This is a genomic window from Thalassotalea fonticola, from assembly GCF_032911225.1.
Classification (GTDB): Bacteria; Pseudomonadota; Gammaproteobacteria; order Enterobacterales; family Alteromonadaceae; genus Thalassotalea_A; species Thalassotalea_A fonticola.
In genome coordinates, this window is the sequence record NZ_CP136600.1 from 1,120,113 (window position 1) to 1,142,207 (window position 22,095).

General features: G+C 38.5%; 21 protein-coding genes and 4 tRNA genes. 7 read left to right on the top strand and 18 right to left on the bottom strand.

All coding sequences use genetic code 11. The features are described 5' to 3' along the window. Nucleotides 1-90: 90 nt before the first annotated feature. Complete coding sequence (locus RI844_RS04715; protein WP_348397294.1) at nucleotides 91-2,406, top strand: carbohydrate binding family 9 domain-containing protein; 2,316 nt, start codon at nucleotides 91-93, stop codon at nucleotides 2,404-2,406. Between the two features lie 394 nt (nucleotides 2,407-2,800). On the opposite strand, the gene RI844_RS04720 is transcribed toward RI844_RS04715, so the two are convergent. From RI844_RS04720 to RI844_RS04735, 4 genes are all read right to left on the bottom strand, one after another. Continuing rightward, nucleotides 2,801-2,974 carry a hypothetical protein gene (locus tag RI844_RS04720; RefSeq protein WP_348397295.1) on the bottom strand — a complete coding sequence of 58 codons (174 nt, stop codon included), beginning with the start codon at nucleotides 2,972-2,974 and terminating at the stop codon, nucleotides 2,801-2,803. Between the two features lie 52 nt (nucleotides 2,975-3,026). Beyond that, on the bottom strand, nucleotides 3,027-4,247 hold the full coding sequence (locus tag RI844_RS04725; protein ID WP_348397296.1) for an RDD family protein: 1,221 nt from the start codon (nucleotides 4,245-4,247) through the stop codon (nucleotides 3,027-3,029). Nucleotides 4,248-4,351: 104 nt separating this feature from the next. Then, the gene (locus tag RI844_RS04730) at nucleotides 4,352-5,524 is read right to left on the bottom strand and encodes a vWA domain-containing protein (RefSeq protein ID WP_348397297.1); all 1,173 of its coding nucleotides are present in this window, start codon (nucleotides 5,522-5,524) and stop codon (nucleotides 4,352-4,354) included. Next, complete coding sequence (locus tag RI844_RS04735) at nucleotides 5,524-6,369, bottom strand: AAA family ATPase (RefSeq protein WP_348397298.1); 846 nt, start codon at nucleotides 6,367-6,369, stop codon at nucleotides 5,524-5,526. The genes RI844_RS04730 and RI844_RS04735 overlap by 1 nt, the downstream gene beginning before the upstream one ends. Before the next feature lie 149 nt (nucleotides 6,370-6,518). Between RI844_RS04735 and cysK the strand changes: the two genes are divergently transcribed. Beyond that, nucleotides 6,519-7,487, top strand: coding sequence for a cysteine synthase A (gene cysK, locus RI844_RS04740; protein ID WP_348397299.1), 969 nt, complete (start codon nucleotides 6,519-6,521; stop codon nucleotides 7,485-7,487). Nucleotides 7,488-7,545: 58 nt separating this feature from the next. On the opposite strand, the gene ggt is transcribed toward cysK, so the two are convergent. Then, complete coding sequence (gene ggt, locus RI844_RS04745) at nucleotides 7,546-9,267, bottom strand: gamma-glutamyltransferase (RefSeq protein ID WP_348398320.1); 1,722 nt, start codon at nucleotides 9,265-9,267, stop codon at nucleotides 7,546-7,548. Between the two features lie 43 nt (nucleotides 9,268-9,310). Then, nucleotides 9,311-9,910, bottom strand: coding sequence for a tRNA-uridine aminocarboxypropyltransferase (locus tag RI844_RS04750; RefSeq protein WP_348397300.1), 600 nt, complete (start codon nucleotides 9,908-9,910; stop codon nucleotides 9,311-9,313). A gap of 66 nt (nucleotides 9,911-9,976) precedes the next feature. Between RI844_RS04750 and rrtA the strand changes: the two genes are divergently transcribed. After that, entirely contained in the window at nucleotides 9,977-10,570 is a 594-nt protein-coding gene (rrtA, locus tag RI844_RS04755; RefSeq protein ID WP_348397301.1) for a rhombosortase, read from the top strand. A 121-nt stretch (nucleotides 10,571-10,691) separates the two neighbouring features. On the opposite strand, the gene RI844_RS04760 is transcribed toward rrtA, so the two are convergent. From RI844_RS04760 to ybgC, 12 genes are all read right to left on the bottom strand, one after another. After that, complete coding sequence (locus tag RI844_RS04760) at nucleotides 10,692-11,465, bottom strand: hypothetical protein (RefSeq protein WP_348397302.1); 774 nt, start codon at nucleotides 11,463-11,465, stop codon at nucleotides 10,692-10,694. A gap of 350 nt (nucleotides 11,466-11,815) precedes the next feature. Beyond that, a tRNA-Lys gene (locus tag RI844_RS04765) sits at nucleotides 11,816-11,891 on the bottom strand. Nucleotides 11,892-12,024: 133 nt separating this feature from the next. Then, nucleotides 12,025-12,100: transfer RNA gene (locus RI844_RS04770), tRNA-Lys, on the bottom strand. A gap of 57 nt (nucleotides 12,101-12,157) precedes the next feature. Further along, nucleotides 12,158-12,233 (bottom strand) — tRNA-Lys (locus RI844_RS04775). A gap of 148 nt (nucleotides 12,234-12,381) precedes the next feature. Then, nucleotides 12,382-12,457: transfer RNA gene (locus tag RI844_RS04780), tRNA-Lys, on the bottom strand. A gap of 219 nt (nucleotides 12,458-12,676) precedes the next feature. Further along, entirely contained in the window at nucleotides 12,677-13,426 is a 750-nt protein-coding gene (ybgF, locus tag RI844_RS04785) for a tol-pal system protein YbgF (protein ID WP_348397303.1), read from the bottom strand. 205 nt (nucleotides 13,427-13,631) lie between these two features. Then, on the bottom strand, nucleotides 13,632-14,174 hold the full coding sequence (gene pal, locus RI844_RS04790) for a peptidoglycan-associated lipoprotein Pal (RefSeq protein WP_348397304.1): 543 nt from the start codon (nucleotides 14,172-14,174) through the stop codon (nucleotides 13,632-13,634). Between the two features lie 40 nt (nucleotides 14,175-14,214). Next, entirely contained in the window at nucleotides 14,215-15,573 is a 1,359-nt protein-coding gene (tolB, locus tag RI844_RS04795; RefSeq protein WP_348397305.1) for a Tol-Pal system beta propeller repeat protein TolB, read from the bottom strand. Nucleotides 15,574-15,591: 18 nt separating this feature from the next. Continuing rightward, nucleotides 15,592-16,587, bottom strand: a complete 996-nt coding sequence (tolA, locus tag RI844_RS04800; protein ID WP_348397306.1) for a cell envelope integrity protein TolA — start codon at nucleotides 16,585-16,587, stop codon at nucleotides 15,592-15,594. A 4-nt stretch (nucleotides 16,588-16,591) separates the two neighbouring features. Further along, nucleotides 16,592-17,014, bottom strand: a complete 423-nt coding sequence (gene tolR / locus RI844_RS04805; protein ID WP_348397307.1) for a protein TolR — start codon at nucleotides 17,012-17,014, stop codon at nucleotides 16,592-16,594. A 15-nt stretch (nucleotides 17,015-17,029) separates the two neighbouring features. Then, a complete protein-coding gene (tolQ, locus tag RI844_RS04810) occupies nucleotides 17,030-17,722 on the bottom strand; it encodes a protein TolQ (protein WP_348397308.1) in 693 nt (230 codons plus the stop codon). Beyond that, nucleotides 17,712-18,128, bottom strand: a complete 417-nt coding sequence (gene ybgC / locus RI844_RS04815) for a tol-pal system-associated acyl-CoA thioesterase (protein ID WP_348397309.1) — start codon at nucleotides 18,126-18,128, stop codon at nucleotides 17,712-17,714. The genes tolQ and ybgC overlap by 11 nt, the downstream gene beginning before the upstream one ends. A gap of 664 nt (nucleotides 18,129-18,792) precedes the next feature. Between ybgC and RI844_RS04820 the strand changes: the two genes are divergently transcribed. From RI844_RS04820 to RI844_RS04835, 4 genes are all read left to right on the top strand, one after another. Beyond that, the gene (locus RI844_RS04820; protein ID WP_348397310.1) at nucleotides 18,793-19,776 is read left to right on the top strand and encodes an XdhC family protein; all 984 of its coding nucleotides are present in this window, start codon (nucleotides 18,793-18,795) and stop codon (nucleotides 19,774-19,776) included. After that, nucleotides 19,773-20,357, top strand: coding sequence for a nucleotidyltransferase family protein (locus tag RI844_RS04825; RefSeq protein ID WP_348397311.1), 585 nt, complete (start codon nucleotides 19,773-19,775; stop codon nucleotides 20,355-20,357). The genes RI844_RS04820 and RI844_RS04825 overlap by 4 nt, the downstream gene beginning before the upstream one ends. A 97-nt stretch (nucleotides 20,358-20,454) precedes the next feature. Then, nucleotides 20,455-20,799 carry a DUF2946 domain-containing protein gene (locus RI844_RS04830; RefSeq protein ID WP_348397312.1) on the top strand — a complete coding sequence of 115 codons (345 nt, stop codon included), beginning with the start codon at nucleotides 20,455-20,457 and terminating at the stop codon, nucleotides 20,797-20,799. Nucleotides 20,800-20,881: 82 nt separating this feature from the next. After that, a complete protein-coding gene (locus RI844_RS04835; protein WP_348397313.1) occupies nucleotides 20,882-22,081 on the top strand; it encodes an efflux RND transporter periplasmic adaptor subunit in 1,200 nt (399 codons plus the stop codon). Nucleotides 22,082-22,095 lie beyond the last annotated feature (14 nt).

The window sequence follows — 22,095 nt, forward strand, 5'->3', positions numbered from 1 at the left end:
AAAAAGGTTGTTAAAAGGTATTAACAATACAGGGCTCTGTAAATATTAAAGCTCTGACAATAATAATAAATGCAAACATAGGAAGTAGTCATGATTTTGCCCCGGAGGAGCGCGACAGTATTAGCCACGCTAATGCTATTTTGTAGTACTGCTTTTCCATCTTTGGCCGAGCCAATTATCATTCCAAACATTAAAGCTGACATTACATTTGATGGCGAGCTTAATGAGCCTGTATGGCAGCAAGCCAAGCATGTTTCGGTTAATATTGTTAACTATCCTTATGAAAACACCCCAAGCCCAGTACAAACTGATGCCTATATATTTGAAGATGGCACACAGATTTATTTTGCTTTTATAGCGCAAGATCCTAACCCAGAAAAAATTCAAGCGTTTATTCGCGACCGTGATGATGCATTTTCTGATGATATTGTTGGTATCAAGTTAGATACTTTTAACAATCACCGTCTGGCTTATAAGTTTTTTGTTAATCCTTATGGCGTACAAAACGACGGCATAGATAATGAAATGACTTCGCAAAATAGCAACCTTTGGGATGGCATATGGGATGCTAACGGCAAGGTAACCGAACATGGTTATCAGGTTGAATTTGCTATCCCTTATCGAGAGCTTAATTTTGAAGAAAGTGATGATATTAAAACTTGGGGGATAGAGCTGTTAAGACTATACCCAAGAGATAAAGTATTGCGTATTTCAAATATTGAGCTTGATCGTAATGACCCTTGTTGGACTTGCCAAATGGATGAAATGCAAGGTTTCGAGCAAGCAAAAATAGGTAAAAATTTATTAGTTACGCCATCAGTAGTTGCAAAAGTAGATGAAGAACGTGACGTTTATCAAAATGAAGATTGGCAATCTGACAATGATGCTGAGCTTGGCTTAAATGTACGTTGGGGTATCACCCCGGATGTAATGCTGAATGCAACAATAAACCCAGATTTTTCCAATGTTGAGGCTGATGCAGGGCAATTATCTGTTAATAAAACCTCTGCGTTATTTTTTGATGAAAAAAGAACATTCTTTTTAGACAATTCTGAGTATTTTTCCAGCCCACTTAATCTGGTGTATACCCGAAACATCACAGACCCTGACGTTGGAGCTAAAATTACCGGAAAACTTGATAAACAAACCTTTGGCTTTTTTATGACCAAAGACAATTTTACCAGCTTAATATTACCCGGTAATCTTTATTCACTACCTGATGAAATAAATGATGAGAGTTATTCAGGCGCGCTGCGCTATCGTTATGATGTAAATGAAAACTTGTCATTTGGCCTAACGTCAACAATGCGAAGCGCTGATCAATATCACAATTACGTTAATGCTATCGATGCTAAATATAAAATGTCGGTTAGCAATACTCTTATTGCCCAAGTACTAACATCAGATACAGAATATCCTGTAGCGCTTTATGAAAAGTGGTGTTCGAATGGTAGCGCACAAGATGAATGCTATTTACCGTCAATGATTAACAAAAATCAAGGTAGCTTTACCGACCAAGCCTTTAACCTTGAATTTGAACACGACAGTGAAAATTGGTTGTTTAAAACAAAATATCTGGCTATCGGCGAAGATTTTCGTGCAGACCTAGGCTATCTTCCACAAGTTGATTATAACGAGTTCACTACCACAATTAATCGAACTGTTTATTCTGATGATACCTTTTGGTCAGAAATGATTTTTGGCGGAGAGTTTCAAACGAGTCATAATGATGACGGTGATTTAATCAATAAGCGCTCATCAATAAGCTATACCATTTGGGGCCCATGGCAGTCCCTTTTTGATGTGATATATTCGCATGAAGAGCAAGTTGGTTTACGTTATGATCCCAACCTGAGTGCGATTGATGATAATACCAGTTTATTTGAACTGGATTATGTAGACTTATACATGAGCATTCAGCCCAGAGCCGATCTCATGTTTGGTTTTTCTAGTCGTATTGGTGACTCCATTGATTATACTAATGATCGCAAAGGTGAGTTAATTGAATTTGCCCCTGATCTTATCTGGAATATTACTACTCATTTAGAACTTGAATTAATGCATGTGTATGCTGAATTAGAAGCTGATAATGACTACGTCTACCGCGAAAATATTACTGATTTCAGATTAACCTATGCGTTTAATGTGAACAGTTTCCTGCGGTTAACCATGGTTTACAATGCTACCGATTACAACTCTAATAATAACCCTGATATTATTATTGATTCGAATTATCATGATAACCTTTCGACACAACTGCTTTATTCTTATAAATTAAATCCACAAACGGTATTCTTTTTAGGTTACTCTGACAACTCAATTGATAATGAATTGGTTGGCGAAAAGAAAGAATTAAAACAAAATCAACGTACCGCATTTTTAAAGCTTAGTTACGCTTGGATGTAATTTATTTACTAGAATCGAGAACAGACATTAACTGCTTCGCAATTAATTGTCTTCGAGAAACCAAGAGCCAACCCTGCTAGCGCACTAATCACGTTCTTAACGCATAACTACTTCATCCTAACGTCCTGGCATTTCCTGAACTTGTTTCAGGATCTAAAAGTAAAAGCGAGCTCCTGACCTTCGTCAGGAACTGGTGACGTTTTATACTCTAGGGGCAATCATTTCCTGAACTTGTTTCAGGATCTAAAAAAAAGCGAGCTCCTGACCTTCGTCAGGAACTGGTGACGTTTTATGCTCTAGGGGGCAATCATTTCCTGAACTTGTTTCAGGATCTAAAAATAAAAGCGAGATCCTGACCTTCGTCAGGAACTGGACTGGTATCGTTTTACACTACTTAACCGGCATTCATTTTATCTGATAAGCATTGTTGTCTAGCCAAATATTCCAGAGAAGCACATTCATCAGTTGGAGCACCACTCGCTTTAACCGAGCTTGATGAATCATCTCCAGTAGAAGTGCATGCTGTCAATAATATGCTGAAAAAGCAAAGCAATATAACTTTATTCATAATAGTCTCCATATAAATTCTACTTAAAGAATAGCTAAAGATTTTTGATTAGCTAAACCATTTTTTCATATTTTTCTTTGGCTGCATCAATAATTTCTTGTGCTACTTTTTTCTTTTCATCAATCACTACCGTTGCTGATATTTTATCTTGAATAGCTTGCCGATTAGGATCCCAATACACCTGTAAAAAACCTAGTAAACCAGTGGCAGGACCAGCAGCATAACCACCGAACCGACCAAAACTATCCCACAGAGATAACGGTGTACCATCAAGTTGCAACACTCGAATATTCATTAATCGTTTACCCGGTGTTTTACCATTCCAGCGTGCAGTGAACACGGTAAAATAAAACGCAGCCCAACCAACGCCTAAACCTAGATCGTCAATAATTCCTTTAAACAGCTCGATGATTGAATAAATAGGTCTATCATTTTTCTTTTCCTGATCTTCTGGATGCCCTTCGTAGTAATTATTTATATCGGGCTTTTCTACATTTTCGACAGCAGGTATTGATTGCTGTACAACTTCTCTTTTCTCATTTTCTATAGTGGTATCCATATCTTGTTTAAGTTCAATCAATGCAGTGTATTTATGTTCCAAGTATTGAACAAGCTGCTCTTGATCCACTTCAGATAATTCTGTTGATTCACTCACATCGGTGAATAAGCCAGTCGCCTGTTTGGAATTTAAACCAAGCTCGACAGCTCTGTCAGGAACTTCAGTGAGCACTTCTTGCCAACAAGATAATTCAGTACAGTTGTGTTTTTCTATTTCCTGAATGGTTTTGATCGCATAACCAGCCATTTTAAATGCCGTGCCTACATTTACATCTTTATCGCCAATAATAATAACGCCATCTTCTTTTAATTGTCTTAACTCTTCTTGGCTTTGTTCGTTAGTACCATCACCAAATAAAGATTTCATTAGCGGCGGTAAGGTATTTAATAGCAACACTAATACGATTAACGCACCAAAAAAACGCATAATGGCACGACGTTTACGCCCTTTCACCTTTCCTTGCTGCTCTGCTCTGCGTTTACTCCCCATTCTAAAGGCCATAATCGCTAATGCTATCGCTAATAACTCGCCACCAGCGCCGCTCAATGCTGCAATCAATAAAAAATCAATCGAAATAGCAACCCCGCGTTTCCATGGACTTGCTATTGCAGTGCCAAATAACTCTTCATTAAATTTGAACGCAAATGGGGTGATGATTTCTTGAGTTTCATCGAAAGTTAGCTTCTTTTTAGTTTTAGCGAATATGTTTATCATCAAACTTCCTGTTGATTTTTACTTAGCTCCCGCATCGAGTACGGGACGCCCTAATACCGTTTTTTCTTAGATCCCGTATCAAGTACAGGACGACTGGAGTCGGTTTAGAGTAACTCTTTAATGCCTGCCGATAAACCTTCAATCGTCATTGGGTACATTCGACTGGCCATCAGTTGTTTCATTAAACCAATCGATTGATAATAATTCCAGTATTTTAATGGCTGAGGATTTAACCAAATACAATTATCAAAATGTGCAGTGATACGCTCTAGCCAAACACTGCCTGGCTCTTCATTCCAATGCTCGACGCTGCCGCCAGGGTAGGCAATTTCATAAGGCCCCATAGTGGCATCCCCGACAAAGATAATTTTATAATCTTTTGAAAAACGATGAATGATATCCCAAACATCTAGCGTTTCTTGATAGCGGCGACCATTATCATGCCAAACATGCTCATACACACAATTGTGAAAATAAAAATATTCCAGATGTTTGAATTCGGTGTGCACCGCTGAAAATAGCTCTTCACAGACTTTAATATAATCATCCATTGAGCCGCCAACATCAAAAAACATCAATACTTTTATTGCGTTATGACGCTCTGGTTGCATTTTTACATCAAGGTAACCAGCATTTTTAGCAGTTGCTCTAATGGTATGATCTAAATCAAGCTCTTCTCCTGCCCCGGTGCGAGCAAATTGCCGCAGCTTTCTTAATGCAATTTTAATGTTACGTGTACCCAACTCTACACTTGAGTCCAGATTTTTAAATTCACGTTTATCCCACACTTTAGCTGCACTGAAATTTCTATTGCCATCTTGGCCAATTCTTACACCTCCAGGGTGATAGCCTTCAGCGCCGAACGGTGACGTACCACCAGTCCCTATCCACTTATTGCCGCCTTGATGGCGTTTTTCTTGCTCGGCTAAACGCTCTTTTAACGTTTTCATAAGCTCATCCAAGCCGCCAAGTTTTTTTACCTTGGCTTTATCTTCTTCACTTAAATGCTTCACAAAGCGTTTTTCTAGCCAGTCTTTAGGAATACCTGATAAATCCAGCTCTACATTAGCTACTCCTTCAAAATAATTAGCAAAGGCTCGGTCAAATTTATCAAAATGGCTTTCATCTTTAACTAATATCACCCGAGATAACGTATAAAAGTCATCGATAGAGCAAAAGATCACATGCTTTTTCATCGCACCAAGTAAATCGAGTAACTCACGTAAGGTGCACGGTACTCGATACTCACGCAGCTTGATAAAGAAATCTAACAGCATTAACGCTCACCACGATGCATGAACGCTAGCTTTTCAAATAAATGTACATCTTGCTCATTCTTTAATAATGCGCCATGTAATGGTGGGATAGATTTTTTCTGACTGGTTTGATGCAGCACTTCTGTCGGGATATCTTCGGCAACCAATAGTTTTAACCAATCAATGAGTTCTGATGTAGATGGCTTTTTCTTTAAACCGGGTATGTCTCTAAGGTTAAAAAATACCGCTAACGCTTCATCGAGTAAGGTTTGTTTTAAACCGTCAAAATGCACATCGACAATGCTTTGCATTTCATCTTTTTCAGGAAACTTAATGTAATGAAAAAAACAACGACGTAAAAACGCATCGGGCAGCTCTTTTTCATTATTAGAAGTAATAATTACAATTGGCCGTTGCTTTGCTACGACTTTCTCTTGGGTTTCATAAACGTAAAATTCCATTTTATCGAGTTCTAACAGCAAGTCGTTCGGAAATTCAATATCAGCTTTATCTATTTCATCAATCAGTAATACAGGGCGCTTGTCTGCAGTAAAGGCCTGCCATAGCTTACCCTTAATTATGTAGTTACTGATGTCTTTTACCCCCTCGCTACCTAACTGGCTATCGCGCAAACGAGAAACCGCATCGTATTCGTACAAACCCTGTTGTGCTCGAGTAGTAGATTTTATGTGCCATTGGATCAAATCGGTTCCTAATGCTTCGGCCAACTCTTCTGCAAGCATGGTTTTACCGGTGCCAGGTTCACCTTTAATTAGTAATGGTTTTTCAAGTGCTATTGCAGCGTTCACGGCAAGTTGGAGATCTTGGCTAGCGATGTAATTTTTGGTGCCTTTAAATGTACTCATGGGATCCTTGAAAATTTAATAAACATATTAAAACAAACAGTTATTAGTTATATCGTTCTATTACTTTCGAAAATATGAAAACGGTGTAATCTTAACTACAATTAACGCAAATATTAACGCGATTTAACCGATTTTCAAAGGACTAAACCATGACAAACTTATTTCAAAACAACCCAGATACTATTGGCCAAACGCCTTTAGTAAAATTAAACAATGTTACTGGTGGTAATGTATTCGCAAAAATTGAAGCGAGAAACCCTAGTTTCAGTGTGAAATGTCGTATTGGCGCAAACATGATTTGGGATGCTGAGAAAAAAGGAACTCTTAAAAAAGGCATTACCATAGTTGAACCAACCAGTGGTAATACCGGTATTGCTTTAGCGTTTGTAGCCGCATCTAAAGGTTATGACCTAATTCTTACTATGCCACATACCATGAGTTTAGAGCGTCGTAAGCTATTAGTTGCATTAGGGGCAAAACTTGAACTAACTGATGGCGCAAAAGGCATGAAAGGCGCTATCGATAAAGCCGAAGAAATTAAAGCTCAAGATCCAAATAAGTATTTAATTTTAGGTCAATTTGATAACCCGGCAAACCCAGAAATTCATGAACTAACGACTGGCCCTGAAATTTGGGATGATTTAGAAGGTAAAGTTGATATTTTTGTAGCAGGTGTAGGTACTGGCGGTACTATTACAGGTGTTAGTCGTTATATTAAAAACACTAAAGGTAAAGCATTACAATCAGTTGCCGTTGAGCCAGAAGACTCGCCAGTAATTGGACAAAAATTAGCAGGTGAAGAATTAACGCCGGGTCCACATAAAATTCAAGGTATCGGCGCAGGTTTCATTCCAGGTAACCTGGATCTTTCAATCATTGACTCAGTTGAACGTGTTTCAAATGATGATTCAATGGCAATGGCACACCGTTTAATGAAAGAAGAAGGTATTTTAGCTGGAATTTCATCAGGTGCCGCAGTTGTAGCAGCTAAACGTTTAGCTGAAAAGCCTGAAAATGCTGATAAAAATATTGTAGTGATATTAGCCAGCTCTGCAGAGCGCTATTTATCAAGCCCTCTGTTCTCAGATACATTCACTGACGCTGAACTTTCACAGTAATAAAATATGAGGGTCAGAGTCAGGTTATTTGTTAATAACCTGACTCTGACCCTAGTTTTTATTGACTAAAAACTTTACCTTCTCTGCGCGGGTCCGCTCCACCGATTAATTTATCTGTAAAGACCTCAATACCATGGATACCACTGTTTAAGTCTCTAACACTAACTTTATGACCCATAGATTCTAGCTGTAATTTATAAGCAGCAATGTCTGTGCCTTTCTCTAAAGTGGTAGCATCATTGCGATTAGTCACTTTAGGTAAATCGATGGCTGATTGAATATCAAGTTGCCAATCTAATACGCCAACCACAGTTTGCGCAACATAGTTAATTATTCGGCTACCACCAGGCGAGCCAACAACCAATCTAAGGCTTCCATCTTGATTAAACACCATAGTGGGTGCCATAGAGCTTCTAGGGCGTTTAAATGGCTCTAAACGATTAGCGACAGGGGAACCGTTTACCATTGGTGCTAATGAAAAATCAGTAAGTTGATTATTTAACAGAAAACCTTCAACAAATACCGCTGAGCCAAAGGCCATTTCAACACTGGTGGTCATTGAAATTGCATTACCTTCTCCATCAACAATTGAAATGTGCGACGTTGATGGCATTTCTATGGCATTATCATTGGCAAGTTTTGCAATGTTTTCAAATTCTCCGGCTACAGCCCTGCCCATATCAAACTTTGACGAGATCAATTGCCCACGTTGAGTTAAGTAATCTGTAGCAAGTAATTGCTCAACCGGTACGCTTACAAAGTCAGGATCGGCAATGTATTTTGCTCTATCAGCAAACGCTAACCGTGAACTTTGAGTAAAAAGGTGCAAAGCCTTTGCATCATTAGCTGGATATTGCGCTAAGTTATGCTGTTCAAGTTGTTTTAGAATTTGAATTACTGCAACCCCGCCGGAGCTAGGCGGCGGCATCCCACAGACTTCATAGAGCTTGTATGCACCACAAATTGCTTTACTTTCTGTTGCCCGATAATTTGCCATGTCTGATAACGAAAGGCGTCCTGGAGCTATTGCAGAGTTTTGAGCGGCATGAACAATACTATTTGCTATCCAGCCCTGATAAAACACTTTTGTGCCCTGTTTAGCGATAGCTTTATATACTTTAGCTAATTCGGGGTTCTTAAGTAATGTTCCAGCAGTTACGGCTTGCCCGTTTGGGAAAAAATAATTGCTCGCTGCTGGTAGTTTTTGAATTCCTGGATTAAACGCCATTGCGACCAGTTTTGCCATACGAGGCGATACTATAAAACCTTGTTCGGCTAAATTTATTGCATCATCAAAGAGTTCTGACCATGGTAGCTTGCCGTGTTTTTGGTGGGCATCTTCTAACGCTTTTAATACGCCGGGGACGCCAACACTACGACCACCAACTACAGCATCAATCCAACGCACAGGGTTACCTTGTGCATCTAGAAATTGATCTTGGCTAGCGTGTTCAGGGGCAACCTCTCTACCATCAAAAGTAGTTAACTGCTTATCCGAATTATTGAAATGTAAAATAAATGCGCCGCCGCCGATACCTGAAGACTGAGGCTCAACTAAAGTGAGCACCAGTTGCACAGCAATAGCCGCATCAATGGCATTACCACCTTTTGCTAAAATATTAAAACCTGCTTCGCTCGCATATGGATTTGCTGCAGCAACCATATACTTTTTGCCTACTACCGCTTTCGATTTTTGTATGCCCGTAGCAGCTTCAGGCTCTCTATCTTCACGAACAACGCTATTGCTTGATTGTTCCACGGTACAAGCTGTTGTGAACATTAATAATGGGATAAGGGTAAATAGTTTTAGCTTATTGAACACGTTAGTTCCTTTCGTTTCTATTTTTGTTAGCCAGTGACAATTGAAATTGATTGAATTTAGTAAAGCTATCTAGCAACTCAGCATACTTGTCATTGTTACCTTCTAAGGCTATTAATGCATGTGCGCATGCTTCTAATGAAGATACATCACTGTCTTTATGATGCTTGCGAATAACATACTGGCTTTTTATATTATTTGCCAGAGTGATTTTATTTAGTTGCTGCAAATTTGTTGATAACTGGTACATGCGATAGGCTTTTTTCCACGTACCATCCAGCACAAGAATTATTGTTTGCTTTTGCATATCAGTAGATAGCTTACTTACTACTTGGGTATCTTCCGTAGGATAAAGTAATAAGACATGATTATTTACATCGTTAATGAGGCTATTTAGTTCTACACTTTCATCAAAGTTTTCACCAATAATAATATTGGAGTTTTGCAAACTTAAATGCGCTAGCATCGCTGTACCTTTAGCTTGCTTCTCTTCACTAGGATGTTGTAAGAATATAACCCTTACATTGTTTTCAATGTGGCAACATAAATTACAAATACATGTGACTAGCGGTCGTTGACACCTTGTGCAATACTGTCTGCTCATAACACCGACAAGCAAAAGCTTGTTAAATAAAAATAATTAACCTTATTATAAACTTGAAAGTCCCCTATGTTGAAGTTGTCTTTACCTTTTAATTCGCAAGCATTCACCTTGCCCTTATGTATTTTCATTGTTGCGGTAATTGTTTACTTGCTGCCTGACGGTATTTCAGAGTATTTAATTTTTGATCGCAACCGGATAATCGATGGTGAATATTGGCGCTTTATCACTGGTCACTTTGCCCATACGAATTTCAACCACTTGTTATTAAATCTTGCCGGGCTAACTATGCTATGGGCGTTACACGGCGATCATTACAGCAATAAAACTTATAGCGTGTCATTTTTCCTTGCCGCGTTTATTTGTAGTGTAGGCATATTTTACTTGGTGCCTGACATGACACGATATGTAGGCTTGTCTGGCGTGTTACATGGCATCTTTGTTTGGGGCGCTATACTAGACATTCAAAAAGGTTGGAAATCAGGCTACTTATTATTGATTGGTGTTTGGGGCAAAATCCTTTACGAGCAAGTATTTGGTGCTAGCGCCGATGTTGAAGCGTTAATTAATGCCTCGGTCGCAATAGACGCTCATTTATGGGGCGCTGTTGGAGGCTTAATACTACCGTTGATAATATTTACTCAAAAGAAAATAAAAAGATAACTTCCCAGGCGCAGCATTCTAGCTTTGCTTCGCCCCCAACCCCATAGAAAACCGCTTGAAAGTCGTTAGGTAAATAATACCGCCACAGTAGTGGCCATTATAGAAATGCGCAGTAGATCTATTAATTCTTAGAAACTGTCTCCGGAGACGATAGTCCTATACGGTGCACCCAAATTGAATAGTTCGTTTCGCTAAAGCTCTGACCATATTCTTCTAACAATTCTTGTGCATCTTCTTTTGAATTCATTTGTTCACTTAAGCGCACAAAGAATGATTTATCTTGTGGCATCATGTCAGCATAACTTTCATGCCCAACCACTAATTGCAACATAGGTTTACCTCCTATACGCCTATTCCACGACCAGCTTTCTGGCCATTGCATTTGTTTAGCAGCATCGCTTATCGCTTTAATAGATGCTTGCATTTCAAAGCGTTCACCTGGTTTTGGGTAAAGCGTATCAACCGAGAAATATTTAAAGGTCTTAGAGGTGTCCCAAGAACTATTATCGCTATCAACTTTACTGTAAAAATGTTCTCTGTGTTTAATGTATTTAAGGATATTTTCACGCCAGTGCTTAGATGTTTTTGCGGCCTTACTCCATTCATTATGGTCGCTTATTTTGTCCCAATTAGTACAACATGCGCGTAAAACATAAGTATCAAGTTGATCACCAACTACTTGGGTGTATACATTCCAACTAACTTTCTCGCCTTTATCAACGCGGTATTGCATATGGGCCTTTAAACCTTTCTCAAAGGCTTTTTTATTCACATTATCGATTGTTATAACCCATACGTCCGTTAAAGGAGTTGCGTTTTCTTCTGAAGCCCTTGAACCAAAAGACAAGAGCCCCAAAAGCCAAATTAAAGATAAGCTTAAATGTAATTTTTTCATTATGTTCCCTAATACTAAGCGCCAGTTGATAAATTCATAAATGTAATTGATATAACTAATTTAAATCATTGAAATTACTATAGTTGATAAATTTTAAAAAAGAAACGAGGTTGAAAGAGACGAGGTTGCTAGAGACGAGAAATTAAGAGAGAGGGTTCGGTAATGTTTCGGTGTTTTATGAAAGCATAAGGAGACTGTTAGCATTTAACCGAAGACTAAAACAGCAAGCTGCTTTTCGTTTCTAGTTTCTCGAAGTAGATTTACGAAGTAAATTGAATGTTCTGATAAAATATTTTTAGGAAGTGAGAATTTTGAATATAAGTACTTGTATCTACTAACCACTGAAGAAGTGGTCGGCCGTGAAGGATTTGAACCTTCGACAAATTGGTTAAAAGCCAACTGCTCTACCAGCTGAGCTAACGGCCGATACAAGGGTATACTTTGATTTTTAAATGAATTGGTCGGCCGTGAAGGATTTGAACCTTCGACCTATTTGGGTATAAGCGTTAAAAGCCTCGGCTTTTATTATACTCAAAATTCCTATTACATTTTAATGAATTGGTCGGCCGTGAAGGATTTGAACCTTCGACAAATTGGTTAAAAGCCAACTGCTCTACCAGCTGAGCTAACGGCCGAATTCATTTTTTACAACAGCGTTTATATCACAACCTCAATCTTTTATTTAAAGAAAGTGGTCGGCCGTGAAGGATTTGAACCTTCGACAAATTGGTTAAAAGCCAACTGCTCTACCAGCTGAGCTAACGGCCGATATAAACTTTACAAAACTATTTTTACTTTTCCTTAAAACAAGAAAAAGAAGTGGTCGGTGTGAAGAATTTAATCTTCGACCTATTTGGGTATAAACGTTAAAAGCCTAGGCTTTTATTTTATAATCAAAATCTTCGTCTTAAAAAAGTGGTCGGCCGTGAAGGATTTGAACCTTCGACAAATTGGTTAAAAGCCAACTGCTCTACCAGCTGAGCTAACGGCCGCCATAGTTTTTTACATTGAAGTTGGTGCCTCAATGCGGGGCATATGATACTGATAATAATTATTAGTGCAACAACAAATTTCAGTTTTTTGTAAAAATAAGTTTGTATGCGCAAAAAGAGAGCAGATAGAGCAAGTTATCGTCAAAGTATGCAATCAATTGCGCTCAAAAAACATACAGTAACGATAACTAACATGGATTTTAATAAAACTAAAAAAAATTATAAACTAGATAAACGAGCTTTGGCTAATTGCGCCGCAGATGAATCTGCATATTCTTTAATCAGTTGATTAAAGATCGTTTTCGCCTTTTGCGGGTTATTTAGCTTTTCCTCAACCATGCCTAATTTCAACATTGCATCACTTCGCTTGTTTGAATTTTCAAAATTATTGATCACATTTGAAAATTCAGTGCCTGCTTCATTCAACTTTCCTTTATTAAAAAGTAATTGCCCTAACCAATAATGGGCATTGGCTGAATAACTTGAATTAGGAAACTTTTGGTTAAACGATTGAAACTCAGTAATGGCCTGATCGTATTTCTTCTGTTTCAAAACTAAATTAACCGCATGATCATAGGCTTCATTTTCGGTTAAGTTTGATGAGTAATTAACATTACTATTGTTGCCTGCAGCTGGAACTTTCGGCGCAGATTGTGCCGCTGCGAGCCTTCTATCAATTTCTTGATACAATTCACGCTGACGTTGCAGAATTTGATTAATAGTATAGGCCTGCTCTTCCGTAACACCTCTAAGCTCGCTGAGTTCAGTTTGTAGCTCATCTATTTGTTGCTGCATTGCGTTTAATGCATTGTTCCGAACCTGCAACGTACGTTGTAACGTAGTCACATCTGCTGGCTGTGCAGAGTTCACAGTTTGTTCATTGATGTCTAAAACAGGGGCTGGCTCAGCCGCTAATGCAGTTGTACTAGCCATTACCGCTAAACCGAAAATGAGTTTATACGATGTCATTGAATATCCTATTACCAAAATTATTAATTTACTAAGTCAATACTAGTAAATATTTACTCATATAAAAAGAGAAAAAGCTTGATAACCAATTAAATAATTAAGAATACAGAAAACTGATATTCTAATAAATTTAATCTGTTACAAGCTTTTTAACAGTATCTTCAATTAAACCAGTATATTTAAGGTTTAATTAAAAATTCGTCGATTAGTATACTAATACAGCGCGACGGTTTTTAGCAAAAGCACCTTCTGTGCGGTCGCTAATAGCTGGTTTTTCTTCACCGTAACTAACGGTTTCGATTTGAGACGATAAAACACCAGAGTTTTCTAGGTATTTTTGCACAGCTTGAGCACGACGTTCGCCAAGAGCTATGTTGTATTCTGGCGTACCACGTTCATCAGCATGACCTTCAATAACTACACGAGCGTTAGCATTGCTAACTAAAAATGTAGCATGCATATTTAAAATATCAGTTACTGAAGAATCTAATTTAGACGTATCGAAGTCGAAATAGATAGTGTTAGATGTTTGTAACTTATCTTGTTCTTCTTGTTTAATTTGCTCTAAACGAGCTACTTCTGCAGCTGCGGCAGCTTCAGCAGCTTGTTGCTCTGCTTGTGCTTGTTGTGCAGCTTGGTTAGCAGCTAATTCTGCTTCAGCTTCAGTTGTGTCATTTGAGCTACATGCAGCCATTGCCATTAATGGCAGAGCTACAGCAATGCTTTTAACAAGTTTATTTAAACGCATTTTATTTCCTTTTTTGAAATTTAAAATTAAATTATTTTTATTATAGGTATGGTGACCATGCTGGTGCTTTTACCTGCCCATTTTTCGCAGGCAAACGTGCTTTAAAGCGGCCATCAACAGATACCAAACCCAGTACTTGGCGATTATTATACAAAGTACTATAAATTATCATGCCACCGTTAGGGGCAATACTTGGTGATTCGTCCAATCTAGTCTTCGTTAAAACTTGTACAGGATTCATCGAATCAAGCTCTTGCTTAGCAAGATGGTATTGTCCTTGTGTGCGATTAACCATTACCAATTGACGGCCATCGGGAGTAAAAGAACCACCAAGATTCATTTCTCCATCGAATGTAACTCTTTTCACTTTACCACTTGCTAAATCTACGCGATATAACTGCGGTTTACCACCCCGTTCTGAGGTAAATATTAAAGAATTTCCATCCGGTGCCCAACTTGGCTCAGTATCTATGGCGCGATGGCGAGTAATACGGCGTAATTTTTTAGTGGCAATATTCATTACATATACTTCAGGATTGCCATCTTTAGACAATACCATAGCCATGCTCTTGCCATCAGGAGACCAGCGAGGCGCGCCATTTATACCTTTGAAAGTTGAAATTACTTCACGCTGAGCAGTATAAATATTTTGAATATATATTTGAGCTTGGCGTTGTTCAAACGTTACATAGGCTAATTTTGTACCATCGGGTGACCAGGTTGGTGACATTAAAGGCTCTGAAGAACTTAATAACACTTGCTCGTTGTAACCATCATAATCGGCTAGCACTAATTGATATTTTTTAGCACCACTGTCGCGCACAATCACGTAAGCAATTTTTGTTAGAAATGCACCGCGAACACCAGTAAGTTTCTCAAATATGCTATCGGATATTTGGTGTGCTTTAGGGCGAAATAGTTTTGCTGGAATATATTGACTAGGACTGGAGTTAATCAATACATGGTCATTACTTTGCACTAATTGGCCATTCTTTAACGAGCCCCCTTCACCGCCGGTCATTTGTCCGCGGATAACATCGACAAGTTTAAAAGATATCAGATAATTATTTGGCGTTGATTCGGTAACGTTACCCATAACAATAGCTTCAACCCCTAAACTGGCCCAAGCTTGAAAATCAACATCGGCAACTTTTGTTGGCATTTGCGGCATATTCATCGTGCTAATAGGATTAAATTTGCCGCTGCGCAATAAATCATCGCTGATAACTTTGGCAATGTTTTCAGGTAATGCACTAGTGCCATTATAGGTAAACGGTAAAACAGCTATCGGTCTGGCCGTATTAACACCGCCAGTGATAACCAGCTCGAGTTCAGCTTGTGCAGTTGTTATTGTTAAGGAGAGAAAAACCAATCCGGCAAATAATTTTTTAAATATCATTCTATTTCTAATTTTCCATTAATTAATTTCTGGTATGTAATTTATGCTAAAGCTTTTAAATTGATTAAACACTTCAGGATCTTTCGAAACAGGTAAGGTACCGGCTTTATTTACGGCTTTCACAGCCTCTAAACAAACCACTTTATCGCCCGCCCCGGCTGTAGCACTTATCACAAAACCGCTACTCGCTAATTTAATTTTTATTTTACAAGACTTACCACGCATTGTTCCTTCATCGATGATGAAATTACGAGATATTGCTTGCGACACTAACGCTTTATATTTATCTACCTCACCCATAACTTGCCGACTACGAGCAGTGTCACGAGACGCCATTTCTTCAAGCATTTGCTGTTCTAACATGCGTTCTTGCTCAGCGCGTTCAGCGGCTTCTCTTTTGCGTTTATCATCTTCCAGCTTTTTACGGCGACGCTGTTCTGCAGCATCAGCAGCGGCTTTTTCTTCTTTTAAACGTTTCGCTTTTGCGTCACTTGCAGCTTTTTCAGCTTGTTTACGCTCTTGCTCTTTTTTCTTACGTATTTTCTCTTGAGTTGCTGCTTTCGCTTTCGCGGTTTTTGCCGCAGCATCAGCTTTTTTCTTTTCAGCTTCTTTTTTCTTGCGCTGTTTTTCTAAGTTTTTTATTTTTTGAGCTTCATTTTTGCGTTTTTTAGCCGCATCATCAGCTCTACGCTCTAATTCTTTAATGCGGTCATCTTCACGTTTTTTAGCCGCTTGTTTTTGCCTTTTAAGTTTATCAACTTGTTGTTTCAGTTTGCTCTCATCAATAACTACTGCATCAATCACTTGCATTTGTGGTTTAACAACAGGCTTAGCTTTAGGACTAAAGTCTGTATTAAGCATTAATACAATGGCCATGATTAAATGAAGACCTACTGCCGCAGCAATAGCAATGATATATTGCTGTTTAGCATTTTTACCATCGGGCAAATAGGTAAACACCAACATGCATTTGTTAACTAAATTGCAAATCGCATTTTTAAAAACTGCAAACACTTTATTATTGCTCCGGCGATTCGGTCATTAGGCCAACGGAAGGAACACCCGACTGTTGCAATAACACCATGAGTTGAATAATTGAATTATATGGGACATTACCATCACCATTAACCACTACAGGGGTGTCTGGATCAACTTCTAATCGCGCTCGAACTAACACTGCTAATTCGGCAGGTTCGAGCGATTCAGACTTAGAGTCGCCCACATTTAAATAAAACAAACCGTCAATATCCACACTGGCAACAATGGGTGTTTTAGAGTCTTGTGGTAGTGACTCTGAATCAGCTTTTGGCAAATCAACTTTTACCCCCTGAGTGATCAAAGGAGCAGTCACCATAAAGATGATCAACAGCACCAACATTACATCAATATATGGCACAACGTTGATTTCGGCTACACGTTTACGTTTAACTCTAACGTACATACTAAATCCTCGACGCTATTGAGCTTGAGTTCGGTTAGAGGCAATAGATTGGCGTTGTAAGATACTTGAAAACTCTTCGACAAAATTACCATAACTATTTTCAAGTTTTTCAACCGTATGAGAAAAACGGTTAAATGCCATTACCGCAGGTATTGCAGCAAATAATCCCATAGCGGTGGCAATAAGTGCTTCGGCTATGCCAGGTGCAACCATAGAAAGTGTTGCTTGCTGAACTGCGCCTAAGGCAATAAATGAATTCATAATTCCCCAAACCGTACCAAACAAGCCAATATAAGGGCTAATAGAACCAACGGTTGCTAAAAAAGATAAATGAGTTTCTAATTCATCTACTTCGCGAGATAAGGAAACTCGCATAGCTCTATGGGTGCCATCAATAACTGCCTGTGGCGATGAATCAGGGCTTTTCCTGATACGGGCAAACTCTTTAAAACCCGCGACAAATAAACTTTCAATACCATCTACAGCGCCACGAGCACTGATTTCTTTGTACAATTTACTTAAATCAGCACCAGACCAGAATTTGTCTTCAAACGTCGATGATTGTACTTGGGCTTTATTCAGCGCTTTTGAGCGTTGAATAATCATGGTCCATGAAGCAATAGAAAAACCTAATAAACAAAGCATAACCGCTTTGACCAGAAGGCTGGCTTGTAAAAATAAATCAAAAAACGATAATTCAGCGTGCACTAGTTAAAGCTCCTAAAATTTGTTCTGGAATTGCACAAGGTTTGGCGCGTTGTAAATTAACGCTAGCGACGAGCACGGAAACATTACATAAAATGTCGCCGTGTTGATTTTGAATCACTTGCTCAAATACCAAACTGGCTTTTTTTAAATTTGAAATTGTTGTTGTAATGGTTAGCAAATCATCGAGTTTGGCAGAGGCTCTGTTATCCATTTCAACCTTTCTGACCACGAATCCTAACTTTTGTTCAAGAAAAAATGACTGATTTATTCCCAAGTCTCTAAGCCATTCCGTTCTGGCTCGCTCAGCAAACTTTAAATAATTAGCGTAATAAACTATGCCACCGGCGTCGGTGTCTTCATAGTAAACTCGCAAGTCATATTGAAAAGCATTGTTATTATTATTCATTCGCTCTAAATAGTAGATTTGTACATTTAAATTACACTGGCTTATATTACGCGAATTTAAACCCTACACTCAAGTGGATTAATGCAATAGGTTAAATTTTTTTTCATTTATTTTATAAAAACAATATTTAAAAAATCACGATGAGCGCATCCTCTTTTACAATTTACACATAACCATTATTTTTATTAACTTATGAAAATAACTAATTACAACAAAAACAACTTAGATACAAAGGCACTAAAGAGAACTCCTACCAGCAATAAATAAATTCTATTCATTAGTTTTTCTAATGAATAATTTTAATTTATTTAGTTTGTTAACTTTTTATTTACTCCATATAATTCCCCCATCTAAGCGACATCTCTTGTTTTAATTATGTTTCTGGATTTATTTAACTTCCTCCTATCAACTTATGTTGTTTGCCCGCTAATTAGCGGGCTTTTTTTTGCCTTCATGGAGGAAGGCATGTCGAAATTACAGGGAGGTAGTATTTCGACGTCTATTCGATTACCACTAAACTGATTAACTTTTGAATAAATTCGGACCAACCATAGTAAAATAGAGGTTGGCGCGTGCTTGTTCGCGCGTTAGCTAAAATTATTTCTTTAACTTTCTATAATTTATCAGTAGTTTAAGTGTATTAAGAATTTAGCAAAGTAAACTAATGCAACTTACTGACATAAATGTAATTATCAAAGCTGAGCAGTGGCTATCTGCAGGCAAGCCTATTTGGCTTTGTACTATTTTAAAAACCTATGGCTCTGCTCCTCGGCCAATAGGCTCAATTTTTTTAACCGATGGTAATGAACGGGTAGGCTCTATTTCAGGAGGTTGTTTAGAAGATGCATTTGTAAATATGATCAAACAAGGCAGGTTCTTAAAGACAGCACAGGTATTCACTTACGGTGATCATGCCGTTGAGCAAGACATTGCTAGAGAATTACCTTGTGGTGGCACAATTCGTTTGTTAGTCGAGCACTTCATTCCAACTGTAATTAATCAACAAATCATTGTTAACTGGCTTGAACTTGCCCAAACTCAGCAAGCCTTTTTAAGAGAAGTTTTCTTTAATGATGATATCAGCAACACATCCCCGCGGTTAGATGACACATTCCCACAAGTTGTAGAAGACAATTTAAGTGTACAGCTGGCTTATGCTCAGGTGTATTCACTTTTACTCATAGGTATAGGACAAGTAACCGAGCACATTGCGCAATTAGGCTTGCAGGCAGGTTTTGATGTAAAAGTATGTGATATGCGCAAAGAATTAAGTTCAAGTTGGCACTTTACTAAAGCCAATGGCGGTGTCGATATCCATTGGCAGTCACCCGATGAATTTATTGAGCAATATGCAAATAAACGCAGTGCGGTATTAGCGCTCGCTCATGATCCAAGAGTTGATGATGTTGCTATGATGACCGTATTCGATACCCCTGCTTTTTACATTGGCGCTATGGGTTCAATGCGAACAACCGCAAACCGACGCGATCGACTTAAACGAATATGTGCATTAAGCGATGAGCAATTAAGCCGATTAACCGCCCCCATCGGATTAAATATTGGTAGTAAAACTCCGTTTGAAATTGCCATTTCGACCATGGCTGACATCATCAGGGTACGGCACTCAATTAGCAAAGAATTATTATGACCCATCATATCGCGCTGGTGCTTGCTGCAGGCTTCTCCAAACGTTACGGCAGTGACAAAAGGCTGTCGGGTGACAAGCAACCATTAATTTTACAAACCCTAGATTTAGTTTGTCAGAATTTTAACACCGTATATCTTGTACATCGCCACCTTGATGATACTTTTCTGGCTACAATTAAACACAAATCACTTAGTTTAATCCCTGCACCTAAGGGCGATATCGGTTTAGGAAATAGTTTAGCCGCAGGTATTAAGGGTATTTTGAAAAATCAAACAGCAAATAAGATAAGTAGTGTCAGTATTTTCTTAGCCGATATGCCCTATATAAATTCTGACACTATAAAAATGCTATTACGCGAATCGGTTAGTAGTAACATTGTCCGGCCAATGTTTCAAAATCAAGCTGGCCACCCTGTTTGTTTTGGTACTGAATTTTTGGCGCAGTTAAGTCAATTATGTGGCGATCTTGGCGCAGTAAAAGTTATCAAGGCCAACAATGATAAATTACATTTAATGAAAGTAGACGACAGTGGCACCGTAGCAGATATTGACAAACCTGGTGATTGGCAAAGCTTAAATTAAACATTTATGAAATATTTATATACATAACTGGTATTGCTCACTTTATTCATTGGTGATAAATTGGCTTCGATTTAATTTTGGATAATGTCTCACACAGATGAAACCACACTGGTTAAGCTACTTATTAGTACTTTCGATTGCTTTGCAGTCGTTTTTTACTGTGCTTAACGCTCAAGAAATCCATCAAGTAGAAAACGAGCATATCAAAATTGAACATTCCCACGACAATGACTTTCAAGTAGCGTCAGATAATAGCGCTGATGATGACCATCAAATCGAAGACTGCCATCATTGTGGCCATTGCCATGGCTCTCATTCTCAATGGGTAACGGCAAATGATCTTAACTCTATTGCACAAAGTAATAACGAACAATCATTACCCTATTTAGTTGTTAGTAATAATGGTCACTTAGATAGCCCGCTTCGCCCTCCAATTTCTTAATTTTTATTAACAAAGTTTATTACGTAATTTCTTTTCATTAAGGAATTGCTGCTTATTATTTTTAAAAGTTAAGAGAATTTATATGAAACCTATTTATAGTGGCCGCATTGTGCTGGTCGCATTATTATTAGCTATGCCTTTTTCATTTAGCCAAGCAAGTGAAGAAGATGGTCACAATCACGCTGCAGAAGAACAGCAAAGCAAACCTAACACCGTATTAGCTTTATCGGACGGCGACGGAATCCTGACCGAGGCTAACGATGAAGACCATGAATCTGCCATAGAGTTATCAACAAAACAAGTTAGTCTTGCCGGTATCAAAGTTGAAACACTTACTGCCAAAATCATGCACGAAAAAGTTTATGCGCCAACTGAAATCAAGGCTAATGGCTATACCAGTTATGTGGTATCGCCTAGAGTCGATTCAATTGTATTAAAAAGACACGTTGCCCTAGGCGAACATGTCGTTAAAGGCCAACCTTTAGTCACTCTTTTTAGTGAAGTGATCGCCCAAGCAGAGGCTGATTATCGTATTTATTACAATGATTGGCTTAGAGTGCAAAATATAGATAAAAGTGCAGTGAGTGAGAAAAGTATCTCTGAAGCCGAAACGCGTTACAATGCTGCCCTTGCCAGCCTTAAGGCGTTTGGTTTATCAACAGCAACAATCAACCAACTTAGCAAAGATAACGCCTCACCTCTTGGTCAATATACCTTGGAAGCAATACAATCTGGTTCGGTATTAAGCGATGATTTTCAACAAGGCCAACGAGTTGAATCGGGAAAGACGCTGATGGTGCTTGCCGACGAGAGCGAACTTTGGGTAGAAGCAAAGTTATCACCTAGTGTTGATCTTGCCTTACCTGCGGGAACTAAAGCGACATTAACGGTTTATGGCACTTCATATGTCGCAACTGTGATCCAAGAAGCACACACTATTGATCCTGAAACTCGTACTCGCATTGTACGTTTATCTGTTAACAATGATGATCATAAATTACACGCAGGTATGTTTGGCGATGTGTTTTTTAACTTAGAAACGGCAACTGAAGTAATTGCCGTACCAGAAACAGCGCTTATGCGTGGCAGTGATGGTGATTGGCTAGTATTTATTGAAGATCATCCTGGTGAATTCATCGCTAAAGAAGTTGAACTAGGACGATCATTAGGCGAGTTTAGAGAAATATCAGGCATCGCATCAGGGTTAAATGTTGTTATGCAAGGGGCATTTTTTATTGCCTCAGAGCAAGCAAAAGGCGGCTTTGATCCGCACAACCATTAATAAATTGGAGTAGT

Coding starts and splice junctions, on each gene's coding strand:
- RI844_RS04715 (WP_348397294.1), top strand. CDS start 91: ATGATTTTGCCCCGGAGGAGCGCGACAGTATTAGCCACGCTAATGCTA.
- RI844_RS04720 (WP_348397295.1), bottom strand. CDS start 2,974: ATGAATAAAGTTATATTGCTTTGCTTTTTCAGCATATTATTGACAGCA.
- RI844_RS04725 (WP_348397296.1), bottom strand. CDS start 4,247: ATGATAAACATATTCGCTAAAACTAAAAAGAAGCTAACTTTCGATGAA.
- RI844_RS04730 (WP_348397297.1), bottom strand. CDS start 5,524: ATGCTGTTAGATTTCTTTATCAAGCTGCGTGAGTATCGAGTACCGTGC.
- RI844_RS04735 (WP_348397298.1), bottom strand. CDS start 6,369: ATGAGTACATTTAAAGGCACCAAAAATTACATCGCTAGCCAAGATCTC.
- cysK (WP_348397299.1), top strand. CDS start 6,519: ATGACAAACTTATTTCAAAACAACCCAGATACTATTGGCCAAACGCCT.
- ggt (WP_348398320.1), bottom strand. CDS start 9,267: ATGTTCACAACAGCTTGTACCGTGGAACAATCAAGCAATAGCGTTGTT.
- RI844_RS04750 (WP_348397300.1), bottom strand. CDS start 9,910: ATGAGCAGACAGTATTGCACAAGGTGTCAACGACCGCTAGTCACATGT.
- rrtA (WP_348397301.1), top strand. CDS start 9,977: ATGTTGAAGTTGTCTTTACCTTTTAATTCGCAAGCATTCACCTTGCCC.
- RI844_RS04760 (WP_348397302.1), bottom strand. CDS start 11,465: ATGAAAAAATTACATTTAAGCTTATCTTTAATTTGGCTTTTGGGGCTC.
- ybgF (WP_348397303.1), bottom strand. CDS start 13,426: ATGACATCGTATAAACTCATTTTCGGTTTAGCGGTAATGGCTAGTACA.
- pal (WP_348397304.1), bottom strand. CDS start 14,174: ATGCGTTTAAATAAACTTGTTAAAAGCATTGCTGTAGCTCTGCCATTA.
- tolB (WP_348397305.1), bottom strand. CDS start 15,573: ATGATATTTAAAAAATTATTTGCCGGATTGGTTTTTCTCTCCTTAACA.
- tolR (WP_348397307.1), bottom strand. CDS start 17,014: ATGTACGTTAGAGTTAAACGTAAACGTGTAGCCGAAATCAACGTTGTG.
- ybgC (WP_348397309.1), bottom strand. CDS start 18,128: ATGAATAATAATAACAATGCTTTTCAATATGACTTGCGAGTTTACTAT.
- RI844_RS04820 (WP_348397310.1), top strand. CDS start 18,793: ATGCAACTTACTGACATAAATGTAATTATCAAAGCTGAGCAGTGGCTA.
- RI844_RS04825 (WP_348397311.1), top strand. CDS start 19,773: ATGACCCATCATATCGCGCTGGTGCTTGCTGCAGGCTTCTCCAAACGT.
- RI844_RS04830 (WP_348397312.1), top strand. CDS start 20,455: ATGAAACCACACTGGTTAAGCTACTTATTAGTACTTTCGATTGCTTTG.
- RI844_RS04835 (WP_348397313.1), top strand. CDS start 20,882: ATGAAACCTATTTATAGTGGCCGCATTGTGCTGGTCGCATTATTATTA.